Raw genomic sequence first — 16,088 nt, forward strand, 5'->3', positions numbered from 1 at the left:
GTGATCATGTCGACCGAATTCCCCGAAATCGGCGGGACCCAGGACGTGTTCTATGGCCGCCCGCCCGCCGTGCCGCTCCCGATGATGGCGCGTGCCGAGGGCATCCGGTTCTGGGACGAGGCCGGGAAAGAATACATCGACGCCTCGTCCGGTCCCATGGTGAGCGCGCTCGGACACTGCAATCCCAACGTCGTCGCCGCAATGTCGCGCCAGGCCCTGCGGCTCGATTACGCCTACCCCCAGATCGCGCGAAGCCGGAGCAACCTCGATTACGCCGCGCGCCTGAGCGCCATGGCCGGTCCCGGGTTCGAACGGGTCAACTTTGCCTCCGGCGGCAGCGAAGCGATCGACAATGCGCTGAAGTTTGCGCGCCAATATGCGCTTGCGACCAACCAGGCGTCGCGACGCCGTATCATCTCGCTCGATCCTTCCTACCATGGGGCAACGATTGCTTCGCTGGCTGCCGGCGGCAACGACACGCTGCGACCATTTTTCGACGGATTCGCTGTGATGGCGCAAACGATCCGGGCTCCCGTGACGTATCGGCTGAATCCGGGCGAGACCCCGGAATCAAGCGCCGCAGCCAGCGCCCGGGAGCTCGAGGACACGATCGTCGCGCTCGGTCCCGAGACCGTCCTGGCGTTCCTGATCGAGCCGGTGGGTGGTGTCTCGACGGGCGCAGTGGTGCCGCCGGCGGGCTTCTTCACCGCCATCCGCGACATCTGCACCCGTCACGGCGTGTTCCTGATCTTCGACGAGGCGATCTGCGGCGCCGGCCGGACCGGGACGTTCTTCGCTGCCCATCACTGGCCGGACGTCCGGCCGGACATCATCGTCCAGGCCAAAGGCCTGGGCGCCGGCTACGCGCCGCTGGCCGCGATGCTGGTGTCGGCAACCCACGCCGACACGCTGGCGCGCCTGACCGGCTTCAATTTCAGCTATTCCTACAATGCAAACCCGGTGTCGTGCGCAGTGGGACTCGCGGTCCTCGACGAATTCGACAGGCTCGACCTTTGCGCCAATGCCATCAGGCGAGGAGCAGAGCTGCGGACCGGTCTTGAGGCGCTAAAAGAGTCCTGCCCTCTGGTTGGCGATGTTCGTGGATTGGGCATGTTGCTCGCGGTCGAACTGGTCGCAGACAAGGCGACCAAGGCCCCCTTGCAGCAGGAGTTTCGGGCGCTTGACCGGCTGCGCCGCCACGCACTCGACCTCGGCCTCCTGATCTACGCCCGTGAGACGGCGGGCGGCCGGTTTGGGCAGTGGTTCATGGTTGCCCCGCCCCTCGTGGCGACCCATGAGGATACCGACCTCATCCTGGAACGGATCGCGCGTTTGCTCGACAGGGTCGCCTCCGATGCAGTGGCCGCTCGGCTCCTTTAGATCCCATCCATGTCAATCGGCTCGGAACATTGACCCCCGATCGGCGCCCAATATTGGCTCTGACGCAATTTTGGTGCAGGCGCACTACGGGGCGCCGATTAGTCTGGCCTGAAGCAAATCGAGCTTGGCGCGTCCATACATTTGACGCTTGACGAGCTTGAGCTTTGTAATCTGGCCTTCGGTTTGTCCGTTTGACCAGGCCGACGTCATCGCGGCCCTGACTGCCGCTTTATCCTTGGCGACGCCGTTGGCGAACGATGCGACCAGGCTCGCGCTGGCTCGCGTCAACCATGGCTCAAGGTGCGGATTCCGACGAAGCCGGCCGGCGTTCCGATTTGAAGCCGGCCACTCCGAGCGGACCTCCCGGGTCAGGGTGATGGTGCCTTTCGGCGGTTGAAGGGGTCAAGCGGGATCGGGCGGCGCGTCGACGGCCCGGCGGTGGAGTGGGCCCTTTGGATCGGACAGGGTCATGCGGCCGGATTGACCATCGTCCGGGCGTGTTGGTCCTCGAACATTGCGGGGCTCAGATAGCCGAGCGCCGAATGGAGGCGCCGGCTGTTGTAGACGTCGTCGATGAAGCGGGGAAGGTCGGCGGCCACGTCCTCGAAGGTCTCGTAAGCCATCGGATAGACGGCTTCGACCTTCAGCGTTTTCATGAAGCTCTCCGCCTTGGCGTTGTCGTAGGGATTGCCGCGGCGTCCCATCGAGCCGACGAGCTCGTATTCGGCGAGCGCCGCACGGTCGAGCCTTGCTGCGTACTGGGCCCCGCGGTCGGAATGATGGACGCAACCAGGCGGGGGCTTGCGCCGCGCGACGGCCGCCTGCAGCGCCGCCAGGGTCAGGCGGGCATCGATGGTGCGGGCCATCGCAAAGCCGACGACGCGGCGCGACCATCCATCGAGGATGATGGCGACATAGACGAACCCGGCAAGGATGGGGACGTAGGTGATGTCGGCCACCCAGAGCTGGTCGGGACCGGTCGGCGTCATCTGCGCGGCGCGGTTGGGAAAGATCGGCTCGGCGTGATTGCTGTCGGTGGTCGTCACGTGACGGCGGCGAGAGCGCGGTTGGAGGTCGTGCTCGCGCATCAACCTCCTGATCTTCTTGTGGTTTACAGCCATACCCCGATGCCGGAGCGCGGCCCGGACGCGGCGCCAGCCGTAGCTCTCGAACTCCTCGCAAATGCTCGCGATGGCTTCGACGACGGCGGTATCGTCCAAGGTCCCGGAGGGCCGCTCGTAATAGGTGGAGCGCGCGATCCCCATCAGCCGGCATCCTTCGGCGACAGAGAGGCCGCAGGGCCGACAATAACGGACGTAGTCCCGCTTCTTGGCCGTGGTGCGCTTTTCAGCGCCCCCTTTAGAAACTCAAGCTCGAGCGCCTGCTTGCCGACGAGCCGCTCCAGCGCGCCGATCCGGGCTTCATAGGCCTGGATCTTGGTCGCCGCCTCGACGTCGGCATCGAAGTCCCCAGCCTCGTACTTGGCGACCCAGACCCGGATCAGGTTGCGACAGATATCATGGCGCCTGCTCAGCGCATGAAGAGTCTCTCCAGCCAGAAACTCCTGGGCAACCTGACGCTTGAACTCGACACGATGTGATCGATGCTTCGCCATGGGCTTTCTTCCTTCGAAAGCCCGGACCCGGTCAATTCACGCCGTCAAAACTGTCCGATCCAAAGGGCCCACTCCAGTCGCGGAAAATACTTGCACGCTACGCGCGGAACCCGCCGGGTGCGACCTGCCGTCATTGGCATAATATGCCATGCGTGCTATGGTCGGGCATCGGAATCGAACAGCGAGGTCCCCGTCATGCCGACACGCAATGTCGTCCTGACCGATCATCATGAAAAGGTCATCGACCGGCTGGTGAAGTCCGGCCGCTACCAGAACGCCAGCGAGGTGATGCGCGAGGGCCTGCGCATGATCGAGCAGCGGGAAGAGCGGGAGGCCGCAAAGCTCAAGGCGCTGCGCGAGGCTGCCAGCGTCGGCTTCGCCGATCTCGACGAAGGCCGGTTCGACGATGTGCCGGTCGACAGGCTGGAGGACTATATCGGCGGTCTTGGGCGTGAGGCCGCGGTGCGGGCGCGCAAAGCCAGCGCCTGACGGGATGGCCGACTTTCGCCTGTCCGCGTCGGCGCGCGCCGATCTCGTCGAGATTCTCGAATGGACGCACGAGCATTTCGGGGAGCTGGCCCGGCTGCGATACGAACGTCTGCTCATCATCGCGCTACGTGAACTGGCCACTGAGCCGGAGCGAACCGGCAGCGTCGCGCGTCCAGAACTCGGCGCGAATGTGCGAAGCTACCATCTGCGCCATAGCCGGGATCGAGCGCGACACGAGAGCGGCGTCGTTCGGCGGCCGCGTCATCTGCTGCTCTATCGCTTCGCCCGTTTGGATCTGATCGGCGTCGGGCGTGTGCTGCACGACGCTATGGAGATCGAACGGCATCTCCCGACCGACTACGGCGATGGATAGCCCGCCTCACAAGCCGAGCCCGCGCCTGCGGCCGAAGGACCAGTCGACGCCGCCATCGGCGCGGGCGACGCCCGAGATGTGCTGATCGATGTGCTTCTCGACCGAAGGCGTCCAGAGCACCAGCTTGAAGCCCAGCCCATCGCCGATCCTCGCGAAGCGGCCGGAGGACAGCGCGAAGCGCTGGCGATAGGTCCCGGCGACAAACTCGCCGCCGGCGGATTGCTGGAACGGCATGTTCATCTCGCCGGCGAGCCTCTGGCCGAGCGCGTCCAACTCGCGCTGCCGGAGCGTGCCGAGGAGGTCATATACCGCGACTCCGAAGGATTTGGATTTTTCGGTTTTCCTGGCGCGGGTTTGGTGATTCCCTGTCGGCATGGCAGGGCTGGTTCTGACGGCTGAGGACCGATCGTATTTCCTGAAGCTGATGCGCCGGCAGATCAACAGCGCGGTGCATCGGCGGGTGAACGTATTGCTGCTGCTCGACGATGGCTGGACGCCGGCGCAGATCGCCGCCGCGCTCTATCTCAACGAGAGCACGGTTCTGGAGCACCGGGCGCTTTATGCCGAGCGCGGCCGAGCCGGGGTGGAGGCGCTGGCCTATGTCGGGCGGTGCTCGCCGCTGGATGCCGCCCAGCAGGCGAAGCTGTCGGCCTGGATCGCTGACGAGGTTCCCCAGACTGCCAAGGAGGCTTGCGCCTTTGTCCGCACTTCCTTCGCGGTGGACTATACGCCCCACGCGATGGCCAAGCTCTTGCTGCGGCTCGGCTTTGTCTACAAGAAGCCGAAGTGCGTGCCGGCCAAGGCCGACGCTTTGGTGCAGCAGGCTTTCCTCGACGCTACGCTCAAGCCGCTGATGGACGCCGCCGGCCCCGAGGCGCCGCTCTATTTTGTCGACGCTGAACCGCCCCGGGTTTGCCGGAGGCTCCAACTCCTGAGAAGGTGGAGCCATGAGCAAGCAGACGAGCAGCAAGTTTTCTCCTGAGGTTCGATCGCGGGCGGTGCGGATGGTGCTGGATCACGAGCGTGAGCACCCCTCGCGCTGGGCGGCGGTGGTGTCGGTCGCCACCAAGATCGGCTGCACGCCGCAGACCCTGAACGAGTGGATCCGGAAGACCGAGGTCGACGCCGGAAAGCGGGTGGGCGTGCCCAGCGACGTCGCCGAGAAGCTCAAGGCCCTGGAGCGGGAGAACCGGGAGCTGCGGCAGGCCAACGAGATCCTGCGCAAGGCGTCGGCGTATTTTGCGATGGCGGAGCTCGACCGCCGGTCCAAGACATGATCGCGTTCATCGACGATCACCGCGAGGTCCACGGGGTCGAGCCGATCTGCAAGGTGCTGCCGATCGCCCCCTCGACCTACCATGACCATGTCGCCAAGCGGGCCGATCCGGCGAAGCTCTCGGCGCGGGCAAAGCGCGACCAGGCCTTGCGTCCTGAGATTGCCCGCGTCTTCGCCGAGAACTTCGAGGTCTATGGTGCGCGCAAGGTCTGGCGGCAGATGGTGCGCGAGGGCTTCGACGTCGCGCGCTGCACCGTCGAGCGCCTGATGCAGGACATGGGATTGCGCGGCGTCATTCGCGGCAAGCCGGTGCGGACGACGGTGCCAGACAAGGCGGCGCCGTGCCCGCTCGACCACGTCAACCGGGTGTTCCATGCTCCGGCGCCAAACATGCTCTGGCTCTCCGACTTCACTTACGTCAGCACGTGGTCGGGCTTCGTCTACGTCGCCTTCGTGATCGACGCCTACGCCCGCCGCATCGTCGGCTGGCGCGTCTGCCGCACGGCGCACGCCAGCTTCGTGCTGGATGCGCTGGAGCAGGCGCTTCATGACCGGCGGCCCGCCCGCAAGGCCGGCCTGGTGCACCATTCGGATCGCGGATCGCAATACGTCAGCATCCGCTACACCGAGCGCCTGGCCGAGGCGGGCATCGAGCCCTCGGTCGGCAGCGTCGGCGACTCCTATGACAACGCGCTCGCCGAGACCATCAATGGCCTCTACAAGGCCGAGGTTATCCATCGAAAGGAACCGTGGCGGTCGTTCGAGGCCGTCGAGTTCGCCACGCTGGAATGGGTCGACTGGTTCAACAACCGCCGCCTGCTGGCGCCGATCGGCAATATTCCGCCGGCCGAAGCCGAGGCGCGCTACTATGCCATGCTGGAAGAGACAGCGATGGCCGCGTAACTCAAGCCAAAACGCCTCCGGCAAACCCGGGGCGGTTCAGTCGCGGCCTTCGCGTCATGCAAGAGCCTTCGCCTATACAACATCGAACGAGCGGCTTGGCGCCAGGGGCGACAACATGGTTGAGCTTGATGTCTCCGGGATCAGACCCATCTTCAACAGCTCGGAAATATACATGACTATCAAATACTTCGAGAGTTGCGGGATCTTTCCCAGCCGCAGACGCGCTTTTGCCACTGCCCGCTCGAACTCGCTCGACGGAACCAGCGAGCCGGAGACCGGGTCGAGCGGCCTTTCGTATCCATGCAAAAGCGGCAGCACCGAGTGCTTTTGACTGTGCGCCGGCAACGCCCGCAACGCATTGCCGAAAGCTTCGAGCCACGCCTTGTAATCGGATATGCGCCGAACTCGGTGGCCCGACTCTTCAAGCCAACCGACCACGGTGTCGAGGGAGACGCCATCGTCGTGAGGATTGACAAGGCTGTAGGTGCGATAGCCGTATTGGTAGCCGAGGCCCAAGGTGACGATAGCGTTCGCGGTGAAATCCACCGGCAGGCCGTCATAGTGCGCCCTCGATGGCGGAATTGCCGCATCGGTGCGATAGAAGCTCCGCGGCGCCAGCGAGGTGAGTATCACGCTGAGAAGCAGGCGCGTGAACGCATCCGGCAGATTGATCTGCCCCTCGAAATCGCGGTGCGCAAGGATCATGCTCGACCGGAAGACGGTCACGGGGAGGCCGAATTTCTCGTGCGCTTCGCGCAGCAGCACCTCGCCGGACCATTTGCTGGTGGCGTAGCCGCTCGCATAGGCACGGTCGATGGTCATGCTCGCAAGCGATTGCCGGATATCTCCCTCCTCATCGAGAGCGTTGCGCCCCTCGGACGGCGCAGCGACCGCGATACTGGAGATGAAGACGAATTCCTTCAGCCGGCCGGTCAACGCCAGTTCGATCAACTCCGTTGTGCCAAGCACATTCGCGTCGAATAGCTGGCTGTAGGGCAGGATGTGGTTGACCAGGGCTCCGGCGTGGACGATCGCATCGACCTCGCCGGATAACCGCTCCCAGGTATCGTTGTCGAGGCCGAGTTGGGGGAGCGCGATGTCGCCGGCAATGACATCCAGATGCCGCGCCGACAGGCGGCGAAACTCATGTCGCAGACGCGGATCGTGTCCTTCGAAGGCACTCGCGAGCCGCTCGTAGGCTGCGGCCCTATCCTTTCCGCGAACAAGGCAGATCAGCCTTCCGCCGGTACTGGCGAGGCTGGTGAGCAGCGTCAGGCACAGGAAGCGCCCAAGAAAGCCGCTGGCGCCCGTCAGCAACACCGTCTGTCGAGCCGCATCGGAACCGGGAAGCGCGGCAGCGCGTTCAAGCACCGCCGGGGCAATAAACTTATCCAAAGTCAATTGGCTGGCATGGTAGGCGGTCGCGCCGACACCATGAACGGACGAGACGGAGAGGCGATCGGTGCCCTTCTGCCGCTTCTGCTCGATGTAATCGGCGAGGCTTTTGAGGTCCGTCCCCCGGCTGATGATCATGTCGATTGGAACCCGCGTATCGAAAGCCTCCTCAAGGACGATCGAGAGCTGGACAGCCGATAGTGAATCGCCGCCGAGATCGCGGAAGTAATCGGTGGGTTTGACGTCGATATCGGAGCTGCCAAAGATGCTTTGAACAGCTTGTTGGACGGTCTCGATGACGGTCTGCCCGCTGCGGTTCCGGTAGATATCCCGCAGCTTCTCGATCTCCCGAGACGAGATGTCGCCATGGAGCTTGTCCAGCTCGGCGGCATACCGCGCCCGGAGTTTGGGCCACATCGGCTTGCCATGGTCCGACAGCAAGCCATTCTGTTGGCTGAACGGCTCGTGCTCGATGATGAAGTCGCGCGGGATTTCGTAGGGCCTGAGCTGCTCCTTCCTGGCGATCTCCCGGAAGGATTCGTGGATCAGGCGCTTGAGCTCGTGCTCCAGCTCGGCGAACTGGCCGAGGATGTGGGCCGCAGGAACGACAACGGCAAGCAGGCTCGACCACTCGCTGCGGGCATGGATGAAGATCTGGCGAATGAGCGGACTGGCGGTGAAGACTGTTTCCAGCTTGGCCGTGGCAACGAACTCGCCCTGGGCAAGCTTGATAACGTTCTTGCGGCGATCGACGAAGTGCAATTCGCCTTCCCCGGTCTCTGCAACGATGTCGCCGGTCCGGTAGAAGCCCTCGGGGTCGAATAGCTCCTCGGCCAGGTCCGGGCGTCGGTAGTAGCCGGGGATGATCGAGGTGGTCTTAAGCAGAAGCTCGCCCCGCGGGAACGGCCGATCCGTGAGGTGATAGCCAAGCTCCGGAGCGTCGATGAGCTTGTAGTCGGTGATCGGAGGTCGCAACAGCTTGTTGTCGACCCAGATGCCGCCTGCTTCGGTGGAGCCGTAGACGTTGTGGAGCTCGACACCGAGCAACCTCTCGGTGAAGGTCTTGAGCTCGCGCGAGAGCGGCGCCGAACTGCAGCTCGCCCACTTAACATCGCCACCGAGAATGTCGGTGCGCATCTCCTCCATGATGGCAGCTTCGAGGGCGGCCTCCTCCCCTCCCTGCGAGAGCCGCTTGGCCATTTCGCTGTGAAAGCGCTGGTACAGCATTTCGCACACCCGCGGCACAAGCGACAGTTCCGTCGGCTTTGCCAGCGCGATGTCTTCAAGAAGGCTGGAAAGGTTGCTACGCGACGTGAAGTAGCAGGTGCCACCGCGTGCCAGGGTGTTCTTCAGTGCCGAGTGCCCCGCAACGTGACTCATCGGCATGTAATGGATGCTCTTCGCGCGTTCGTCGGAGAATATTCGCGACCAGGACCCGCCCCACATGCCGCCAGCGAGCGTCTCGGTGTACATCGCACCCTTCGGCGACCCGGTGCTTCCCGAGGTATAGATGAGCATCGCCAAGGGGTCGTTGGCATCGTCGTCCGCCGGCCACGCCGCTCCCGGCAATCCGGCGGCCTGTTCCAGGACCTCCGCCAGCGGCGTCAGGGCGCAGCCAGCATTCCGGCGGAGGATGTCCATCGCGGCCTCGAAGGCGTCGCGGTGTTCGTCCACCTGCGGATGGAAATCGAACACCACGACGCGCCGAACCGATGGGCCGGCAAGCGCAAGCTTGATCGCGGCATCGAGGTATTGTGGGCTCACCGCGAGAATTGCCGGTTCGGTTTCAGCGACAATGGCACCAAGCTCGGCGCCGGACGCGGTGGTCTGGAGCGGAACGGTCACCGCTCCCAGCCGGATGCACGCAAGGTCGATCGCCGCATAATCGCCGCTGGTGAAGGCGAGGAAGGCCACCCTCTCGCCAGGCCTCAGGGCGTGGTCCCCGTTTTGCTGGAACTCGGCGGCGATGGCGTTCGCCCGCCCCCATAGCTCCCGATAGGTGATGGTGTCGTATGACCGCGCGTCGTCGAGCACGGTTTGCGACGTCGCATCGTTGCGGACCGGACGTCTGGGCCGCTCGCCGATCGCCGGGCGATCGGCAAATCTGGACATCACTTGGTCGACCGTTCGGGCAAGACGCATGGCATCATCCTTCCTGCAAGGGTCGATGTGGGACGCTGACGAAGGCCCAAGTTGTGCGGCGGTTCGTTTCGTGCTGCGACTATTCGGGCAGCTTTCTCGGGAGCCAGAGAATGGCCAGGACGCCGACAAGGAGCATGACCCCCGCGGCAATGCCCATCGCGGCATGCATCGCGGTGACGAAGGCCTCATTGGCCTGGACGATCGCCTGCGAGCTGATGCCGGGGTGATCAAGGGTCTCGTTCAGCGTTCCCGCAACACCGGGTCCAAGGAGACGAAACACCAGGGCCGCCACCGATCCGAGCAGCGAAATGCCGAGAGCGTTGCCAAGTTCGTTGCTGGTTTCGGCGATGGCGCTCGCCGCGCCCGCGCGCTCGGCCGGCACGGCGGACACGGCGACCTCCGCGACCAGGCTGAACGAAATGCCATATCCCAGCCCCGCGATGATGGTCGAGGCAATGAACACCGCAACGCCCTGCTCGGCGGTGGCGAACAGAAGCAGCGCCACCCCCACGCTGATCAGCAGGTAGGTGGCGATCAGGCCCGCGCGTCTGCCGATGCGCTCGACGATACGGGGGGTGAAGATGCACGTCGCGGTGAGAACGGCGGCGCCCGGAAGCGTCAGGAGTGCCGTGGTGAGGACGTCATAGCGCAGGACCAACTGAAGATAGAGGCCCGTCATGTAGCCCGCCGCAGACCACACCACGAGCGAGAGAAGCCCGGCCGAAATCGCCACCGTAAACACCCGGTCGCGGAACAAGGTGAGGTCCATGAGGGGATACTGCAGGATGCCCTGGCGCCGAATGAACCACCCGAGGGCCAAGACGCCCGCGAGGCCGGCAAGGACCTGGTCGGACGAAACCCCGTAGGCCGCGGCGCGCTTCACCGAGTAGGTGAACAGCAGAATGCCGGCAAACGACAGAAACAGGCTCAGGATGTCGATCCGGCCATAGCGGCTCGACCGAACCTCCTTCAGCGTAATGGGCGCGGCGATAATGAAGGCGATGACGACCGGCACGTTGATCAGGAAGACGACGCCCCACCACTGGAACGAGCGCAACAGGAAGCCGCCAACCATCGGGCCGATGGCAAACCCGGTTGCGAAGGTCGCGGCAAAGATGCCGATGGCCTGCGCGCGCTCCCGCGGATCGGGAAACAGCGCCGCGACGATTGCCAGGCCCGAGGGCAGCAGGGTTGCACCGCCGAGCCCCATCAGCGCCCGGAACGCGATGAGGCTTTCCGGATCGGTCGCGAACGCTGCGCCGGTTGATCCGATGCCGAACAGAATGGCGCCAGCGATGATCAGCCTCAGGCGACCGAAACGGTCGCCAATGTTGCCGAAGGTGATCAGCAGCGAGCCGACCACGAAGCCATAGATGTCGAGAATCCACAGGGCTTGATCAGCCGACGGTGTGATCGCGGAGCTGATGCGCGGCATTGCAAGGTACAGAACCGAGCCATCCATCGACACCAGCAGAACAGGGCCGAGGACGGTCAGGAGCCCGAGCCAGGCTTGGCGGCTGATCGTCGCGTCAACGGTGGTGTTCGTCATAGGCGTCCTGCCTTTCTTTCCCAAACGCGCGGAAATGTCCCGACCAGTGCGTCGCGCGGGGCGCTCTTTCACGAACGATGTTGCGCAGATGCGCGCCGAAGATCCGGTCGCCGTCTTGCGAGAGCACCGACTCCGCGTGAAACTGAAAGGACACAAAGAAGCTGGAGCGGAGCGCGAAGACCTCGTTCGTCTCGGCATCCCGGCTGACATCGACCTTGTTGCCGTTTGGCGTCGTCAGTTCGTCGGCCGCGCACAGCGCATTGAACGAATTGTAGAAGCCGAGGAGTTCTCGCTGGCCGAAGAGATCGATCCGCCGACGCATCCCTTGATTGGGCTGGGCGCGCCGCAGCAGATCGAGCCCCAGTCTCCGGGAAAGAACCTGATGGCTCAGGCACACCGCGAGAAACGGACGCTGTTCGGCGAGCAGCGTCCCTATGGTGTTGTCGAGAGAAGCGATGCGGGGATCGCCGACGTCACACGGGTCGCCGGGACCGGGACCCATCACGACAAGGTCGAACTGATCCGGGTCGAGCGGTTCATCGAAACGTCGCACCACCACCCCGAGACCGAGCGACTGCAACTGGTGCCGTATCATTGAGGTGAAGGCATCCTCGGCGTCCACGATCACCGCGTTCAACCCAGCGAGGTCGAATTGCGGTCGGACGCGCTGTCGGCCGTCCTTGAGCCAGAATGCGGAAATCTCGCTGTTGCGGGCGGCCAGGAGGCTGCAAATGACGCCATCGCGCGCGAATTCGGCAAATTGACCTACAATCCGGCTGGCCGCCGCTGCCGCAGGTGCAGCCTGGTCGGTACCGCTGCCGGTCATCGCCTGCAGCAGGCCGGATGCCTTGGTCTTCGTCTCCGCCGCTTCCGAGGCCGGATTGGAGTCCCGCACCAGCGTCGAGCCGACGCCGATGCGAATATGGCCTTCACAGCTGATGTCGGCGGTGCGGATGAGGATCGCCGAGTCGAGCGCGTGACCGCCCACGCTGTTGCGGCCGATCAGGGCGATGATCCCGCTGTAATAGCCGCGCCCGTGGGGCTCGTGCTTCTTGATAACGCGGCAGGCGTTTTCAAGCGGGCTGCCGGTCACGGTGGGGGCAAACAGCGTCTCTTTGAGGATCTCAGCCGGCCGGAGGCAGCAGGCGCCCGTGATGTGATATTCGGTGTGCGCCAGCCGGGACATTGGCTTGATCGTCGGCCCGTCGATGGTGCCGCCGGTGTCGCAGATGCGAGCCATCATCTTCAGCTCTTCATCCACGACCATGTAGAGTTCGTCGGCCTCCTTGCTGTCGGCGAGGAACGACCGGACGCCCTCCAGCGTCGGGCCAGATGGGGGATACCGGTAAGTGCCGCTGATCGGATTCATCACGGCCACGCCATGGCAAAGGCTGACATGCCTTTCTGGCGAGGCGCCCACGAACGTGCGATCGCCCGTGTGGGCGATGAACGTCCAATACGCTCCGGTTTCAAGCATCATCAGGCTTCGGAACACCGAGAGCGCGGTGAGATTGTCGAAACCGTCGATCGTGGCGAGATAAGACCGCTTCAGGACGAAGTTCGCGCCGGCTCCCCCGCCGATTTCGTCGTGAATGATTTTCCGCGCGATTCCCGCATATGCTTCGTCATCGAGATCGTATCGTTCGTTGCGAAGTTCGATCTTGGAATCGGGAAGCCTGCGCAGAAGTTCGTCTAACGGAAACCGCGCACAGTCTTTGATAGTGATCAGGCGGAGCGCCTCGCCGTCATCGATATAGTCATATCCACGTTCGCGAATTTGCCGGAACGGTACGATGGCCAGCACCCCGTGCTCCGGGAGAACCGGGTTCGGGGGGCTAATTTCGGTCGCAAGATCGGCGAGCGTGTCGGCGATTTCGCTGTCCCCAACCAAGACATCGATGAGGCCGGCGCCACCATCGGCCAGATTGCGCTGGATCAACGCATATGGCGGTGGCGCGCTGGAGATAATCGCATCAAGAAGGGCGTCGGCGTCTCGGCTTGAGGGCGTCAAGGGAGCACCTCTTCGACCGTTGTCACATGCGCACAACGCTGCGCCGCATAGGTGAGCGTTGAGCGATGGAAGTCCTCCGAAAAATCCGCCGTCGCATCGGCGACCAGGAAAGGCTTGATATCGTTCGAAAAGGCATCGACAGCGGTCGCGATGACTCCGACATGCGCATAGACGCCGCATAAGATGATCTGGTCGCGCCGGGCAGCTTTCATCCGGGCAAGTAAATCGGACCGGAAGAAGGCACTATAGCGCCACTTGGTCAGTATCCAGTCGCCCGGCTCCGGCCTCAATTCGTCAACGACGTTACGATCCTCGGGCGCGACTTTCATGCCGGGGCCCCAAAAATCTTTCAGCAATCCCCGCTCGGTGTCGTTCATTCCGCCAGGCTGGGCCGAATAGGCGATCGGGACCTTATGGCTCACCAGAACCTGGCGAAGTATCTTGATGTTATTGATCAGCAGATAGCGCATACGGTCGTCAAAGAACCCGACAAAGTACCGCTGCATGTCGTGGATCAATAGAACGGCGCGTTCCATGTCCACTTTCCAATGCGTGATGTTGGCGGGAAGGCTGCTTCCCGACGGCAGTGGGTAGGAAATCAGCGAGGGTATAGCGCTCATGGCGTCCTCGTTTAAGTTCCGGGTCCAATGCGGCTGCCTTTGAACTTGCGGGGCGTTGCGCAAACCAGTTGCGGAGGAAGCGAGCTTCCGATACCAAGCGCAGGAAAAATAGCACCTGATGGCATATTTCGGCAAGCGAAAACCGTCATTGACTGACATTTGGCATTGCGAGAAATTTTTTGATGCCGGGCGGTGGCCGAGGGAATTTTTCCGCTAAAATTGCCGTGTGAGGCGACATTCCGCGGACGGCATGCGTGGTGGCGGGGCGGCGCCTAGCACATAAATAAGATCGTGCCTTTCATGGAGCGAAGGGCCACAAAGACACGGAGTTTTTGTAGTCGTGAAAGATTGTTCTGCCCTTGGCCGGAGAGAACGCAAGAAGATGGAGCTGCGCGCAGCGCTAGTCGAGGCAGCATATGCGCTGTTCGAGGAGAAAGGATTTGACGAGACTCGAATCGATGACATCACCAACGACGTTGACGTGTCAGCGCGGACTTTCTTTCGTTACTTCTCGTCGAAGGAGGACGTCGTTCTTGATTATTATGCCGTCGAGCACGAGGAGATCGTCGCGGCGCTGAAGGAGCGCCCGATCGATGAGCCGATCATCACCGCCTTGAGACGGGCAACCGTCACCGTTACCAAGGGGTGCGAAGAGGGCTTTTACGGCGTTGATGGCGACCGTTTCCGCACGTTGCGGGCGCTTATTCGCACCCATCCCCTCATACGGGCACGGAGCCTGGAGCAAGCACACTCCCGCAAAGGCGAGTTGGTCTCCGTAATTGCCGAGCGACTTGGCGTCGATCCCAGAACGGACATCAAGGCTAGTGTCTTAGCAGAAGTTTTAGAGTTTGCGGCAAGTGCGGCCTATGACATATGGCGACAGCCGCAGGCGCAGGGCGTTTCGTATTACGAGGTGCTTGACGATGTGTTCGGGTTGCTGGAAGGCGGAATCAATTTTATCAAAACTTGATTTTTACCTGTAACTGAACCGCCCCGGGTTTGCCCCGCGTGAGCCGCGAGGAAGTTCAGGGCGGGGTGATGGCCGATTCTCAGATGCAACTCCTGCGCAACAAGCCCGCCTCGCAGCAAGCGAAGCACAGGCGCAGGCTGCGATCCGCCCTGTCCAGCAACTCGACCCCGCCTGGCGACCAACTCCAAGTTTGACAGAGACTATCGAAGGAGAGGTCGCGGCAAACGAGGCTATTGCGCGTGAGGCGGAAGCACGCGAACATAAATTGCGGAGCGTCGGAATTGGCCCGGGACCCTTTGCGTGCGAATCGATTCCAGCGCGAGGTACTGACCGCAATTACACATCTGAGGAACGAGCATCCATCAACGAAATCGGTCGCGCCCGCGGATGTCACACCTGCGGGAAGACCGATCCTGGCACTGGCTCTGGAAATTTTGTACCTGACCATCAACTCCCTAGCGCACTCGTGCCGCTTGGCACGCCCCAACGGCTGTATCCACAATGCCTCGCCTGCAGCTACCGGCAAGGAGGCTGGACCCGTCAGCTCAGGAGCAAGCAACCCCGATGACTGAAACGTGCAAGATCTCGCCGCCAAACTCGCTGATCTTCATCTCGGATCGCGATGGAGGCGTTCCACCCGAGCCGGTTCTAGGCCCTCTCATCCTGTCGACGTCCTCCTGCATTTCTGTCGGCTGTCTGGCTGAAATGGACGGTGAGACGGAGATCACGCTTGGGGCCGCCGGTTCTGTCGCGCCCAATGGTCCGCCGGCCTTCGATGGAGATCTGGAGACCCCTTCGGGAGTCGTTGTTGTCTCGACCGTCGAGTACGAAGAAGTCTTATGCGCCTCGACGCCGACGCCGCGAACGCGTGTGCGGATCTGGATAAATCGTCCCCGCGAGCCCGATCGGATCGTGATCGGGCTCGGCCTGCGGTAAAAATGTTGCCGCGCTCGCCTGTTCTGAAATCCGTCGCCCGTGGTGGTTTGGCGATGAGCGCCGCACGAGCGACGGGCTATCTGCGGACCGTGAGGGAAAGCCTTCGCGGATTCTGGACTTTTCCGCACGGCGGAAACCGAGCCAGCGTATCCACGAGCATCCAGCCCTGGCCATTGCGGCATTGGCGCATTCGGCGTGTGGTGTGGTGGCTTTGGCGGCGCTGTCGCTGATTGCGTGCTGTGTCGTCGAATCGGCGGCAATGGCGGAGCCGGAGGGATTCGAACCCTCGATAGGGCTTTTCGACCCTATAACGGTTTAGCAAACCGCCGCCTTCAGCCTCTCGGCCACAGCTCCATCACGCCTGCTATGCCTGACGATGGCGAGACTGGCAAGCGCGACTGTTCAAACTCCAGGGCGCCGAACTCGGGT

Annotated in this window: 13 protein-coding genes, 1 tRNA gene, 2 pseudogenes and 1 other annotated feature; of the genes and pseudogenes, 7 read left to right on the forward strand and 9 right to left on the reverse strand. The window is 63.1% G+C overall.

What is annotated here, in order from left to right; all coding sequences use genetic code 11:
• The first annotated feature begins 6 nt into the window (after positions 1 to 6).
• The gene (locus BVIR_RS13865) at positions 7 to 1,380 is read left to right on the forward strand and encodes an aminotransferase family protein (protein ID WP_055038908.1); all 1,374 of its coding nucleotides are present in this window, start codon (positions 7 to 9) and stop codon (positions 1,378 to 1,380) included.
• A gap of 84 nt (positions 1,381 to 1,464) precedes the next feature.
• On the opposite strand, the pseudogene BVIR_RS16530 reads toward BVIR_RS13865, so the two are convergent.
• From BVIR_RS16530 to BVIR_RS13875, 3 genes and pseudogenes are all read right to left on the reverse strand, one after another.
• A pseudogene (locus BVIR_RS16530) lies at positions 1,465 to 1,680 on the reverse strand (transposase); the annotation flags it as partial.
• Positions 1,681 to 1,847: 167 nt separating this feature from the next.
• Positions 1,848 to 2,645, reverse strand: coding sequence for an IS3 family transposase (locus BVIR_RS13870; RefSeq protein ID WP_145911953.1), 798 nt, complete (start codon positions 2,643 to 2,645; stop codon positions 1,848 to 1,850).
• Positions 2,645 to 2,995, reverse strand: a complete 351-nt coding sequence (locus BVIR_RS13875) for a transposase (protein WP_055038190.1) — start codon at positions 2,993 to 2,995, stop codon at positions 2,645 to 2,647. The genes BVIR_RS13870 and BVIR_RS13875 overlap by 1 nt, the downstream gene beginning before the upstream one ends.
• A 195-nt stretch (positions 2,996 to 3,190) precedes the next feature.
• Here BVIR_RS13875 and BVIR_RS13880 point away from each other — a divergent pair, with 195 nt between their 5' ends.
• Both BVIR_RS13880 and BVIR_RS13885 read left to right on the forward strand, forming a co-directional pair.
• The gene (locus BVIR_RS13880) at positions 3,191 to 3,484 is read left to right on the forward strand and encodes a type II toxin-antitoxin system ParD family antitoxin (protein ID WP_055038191.1); all 294 of its coding nucleotides are present in this window, start codon (positions 3,191 to 3,193) and stop codon (positions 3,482 to 3,484) included.
• A 4-nt stretch (positions 3,485 to 3,488) separates the two neighbouring features.
• A complete protein-coding gene (locus BVIR_RS13885) occupies positions 3,489 to 3,857 on the forward strand; it encodes a type II toxin-antitoxin system RelE/ParE family toxin (RefSeq protein ID WP_055038192.1) in 369 nt (122 codons plus the stop codon).
• 6 nt (positions 3,858 to 3,863) lie between these two features.
• Here the strand turns inward: BVIR_RS13885 and BVIR_RS13890 are convergent.
• A pseudogene (locus BVIR_RS13890) lies at positions 3,864 to 4,157 on the reverse strand (DUF3363 domain-containing protein); the annotation flags it as partial.
• Positions 4,158 to 4,230: 73 nt separating this feature from the next.
• Between BVIR_RS13890 and BVIR_RS13895 the strand changes: the two are divergent.
• Both BVIR_RS13895 and BVIR_RS13905 read left to right on the forward strand, forming a co-directional pair.
• Positions 4,231 to 4,839: a helix-turn-helix domain-containing protein gene (locus tag BVIR_RS13895; RefSeq protein ID WP_055038193.1), complete on the forward strand. Its 609-nt coding sequence runs from the start codon at positions 4,231 to 4,233 to the stop codon at positions 4,837 to 4,839.
• Positions 4,805 to 6,036 (forward strand): IS3 family transposase gene (locus BVIR_RS13905; protein ID WP_145911952.1). Its coding sequence is split into 2 segments (ribosomal slippage): positions 4,805 to 5,096 and positions 5,096 to 6,036, totalling 1,233 coding nucleotides; the frame shifts between segments, so codons are not numbered across the junction. The genes BVIR_RS13895 and BVIR_RS13905 overlap by 35 nt, the downstream gene beginning before the upstream one ends.
• Positions 5,089 to 5,205, forward strand: a sequence feature (AL1L pseudoknot). (Overlaps the previous gene by 117 nt.)
• Before the next feature lie 72 nt (positions 6,037 to 6,108).
• Here BVIR_RS13905 and car read toward each other — a convergent pair.
• From car to BVIR_RS13925, 4 genes are read right to left on the reverse strand one after another with little or no spacing between them, the layout of a single operon-like run.
• Positions 6,109 to 9,762, reverse strand: a complete 3,654-nt coding sequence (car, locus tag BVIR_RS13910; RefSeq protein ID WP_335338129.1) for a carboxylic acid reductase — start codon at positions 9,760 to 9,762, stop codon at positions 6,109 to 6,111.
• Entirely contained in the window at positions 9,653 to 11,122 is a 1,470-nt protein-coding gene (locus tag BVIR_RS13915; protein WP_055038196.1) for an MFS transporter, read from the reverse strand. The genes car and BVIR_RS13915 overlap by 110 nt, the downstream gene beginning before the upstream one ends.
• Positions 11,103 to 13,133 carry an anthranilate synthase family protein gene (locus BVIR_RS13920; protein ID WP_082417162.1) on the reverse strand — a complete coding sequence of 677 codons (2,031 nt, stop codon included), beginning with the start codon at positions 13,131 to 13,133 and terminating at the stop codon, positions 11,103 to 11,105. The genes BVIR_RS13915 and BVIR_RS13920 overlap by 20 nt, the downstream gene beginning before the upstream one ends.
• Entirely contained in the window at positions 13,130 to 13,753 is a 624-nt protein-coding gene (locus tag BVIR_RS13925) for an isochorismatase family protein (protein ID WP_055038197.1), read from the reverse strand. The genes BVIR_RS13920 and BVIR_RS13925 overlap by 4 nt, the downstream gene beginning before the upstream one ends.
• A gap of 382 nt (positions 13,754 to 14,135) precedes the next feature.
• Between BVIR_RS13925 and BVIR_RS13930 the strand changes: the two genes are divergently transcribed.
• Both BVIR_RS13930 and BVIR_RS16965 read left to right on the forward strand, forming a co-directional pair.
• Positions 14,136 to 14,723, forward strand: coding sequence for a TetR family transcriptional regulator (locus BVIR_RS13930; RefSeq protein ID WP_055038198.1), 588 nt, complete (start codon positions 14,136 to 14,138; stop codon positions 14,721 to 14,723).
• A 564-nt stretch (positions 14,724 to 15,287) separates the two neighbouring features.
• The gene (locus BVIR_RS16965) at positions 15,288 to 15,659 is read left to right on the forward strand and encodes a hypothetical protein (RefSeq protein ID WP_145911951.1); all 372 of its coding nucleotides are present in this window, start codon (positions 15,288 to 15,290) and stop codon (positions 15,657 to 15,659) included.
• 260 nt (positions 15,660 to 15,919) lie between these two features.
• Here BVIR_RS16965 and BVIR_RS13935 read toward each other — a convergent pair.
• Positions 15,920 to 16,013 (reverse strand) — tRNA-Ser (locus tag BVIR_RS13935).
• Between the last annotated feature and the right edge of the window lie 75 nt (positions 16,014 to 16,088).

Origin of the sequence: Blastochloris viridis, from assembly GCF_001402875.1 — a bacterium.
Taxonomy (GTDB): domain Bacteria; phylum Pseudomonadota; class Alphaproteobacteria; order Rhizobiales; family Xanthobacteraceae; genus Blastochloris; species Blastochloris viridis.

Bases quoted from the DNA above. Each gene is read 5' to 3' on its own strand.
- BVIR_RS13865 (WP_055038908.1), top strand. From the start codon at position 7: ATGTCGACCGAATTCCCCGAAATCGGCGGGACCCAGGACGTGTTCTAT.
- BVIR_RS13870 (WP_145911953.1), bottom strand. From the start codon at position 2,645: ATGGGGATCGCGCGCTCCACCTATTACGAGCGGCCCTCCGGGACCTTG.
- BVIR_RS13875 (WP_055038190.1), bottom strand. From the start codon at position 2,995: ATGGCGAAGCATCGATCACATCGTGTCGAGTTCAAGCGTCAGGTTGCC.
- BVIR_RS13880 (WP_055038191.1), top strand. From the start codon at position 3,191: ATGCCGACACGCAATGTCGTCCTGACCGATCATCATGAAAAGGTCATC.
- BVIR_RS13885 (WP_055038192.1), top strand. From the start codon at position 3,489: ATGGCCGACTTTCGCCTGTCCGCGTCGGCGCGCGCCGATCTCGTCGAG.
- BVIR_RS13895 (WP_055038193.1), top strand. From the start codon at position 4,231: ATGGCAGGGCTGGTTCTGACGGCTGAGGACCGATCGTATTTCCTGAAG.
- car (WP_335338129.1), bottom strand. From the start codon at position 9,762: ATGAGGCCTTCGTCACCGCGATGCATGCCGCGATGGGCATTGCCGCGG.
- BVIR_RS13915 (WP_055038196.1), bottom strand. From the start codon at position 11,122: ATGACGAACACCACCGTTGACGCGACGATCAGCCGCCAAGCCTGGCTC.
- BVIR_RS13925 (WP_055038197.1), bottom strand. From the start codon at position 13,753: ATGAGCGCTATACCCTCGCTGATTTCCTACCCACTGCCGTCGGGAAGC.
- BVIR_RS13930 (WP_055038198.1), top strand. From the start codon at position 14,136: ATGGAGCTGCGCGCAGCGCTAGTCGAGGCAGCATATGCGCTGTTCGAG.
- BVIR_RS16965 (WP_145911951.1), top strand. From the start codon at position 15,288: ATGACTGAAACGTGCAAGATCTCGCCGCCAAACTCGCTGATCTTCATC.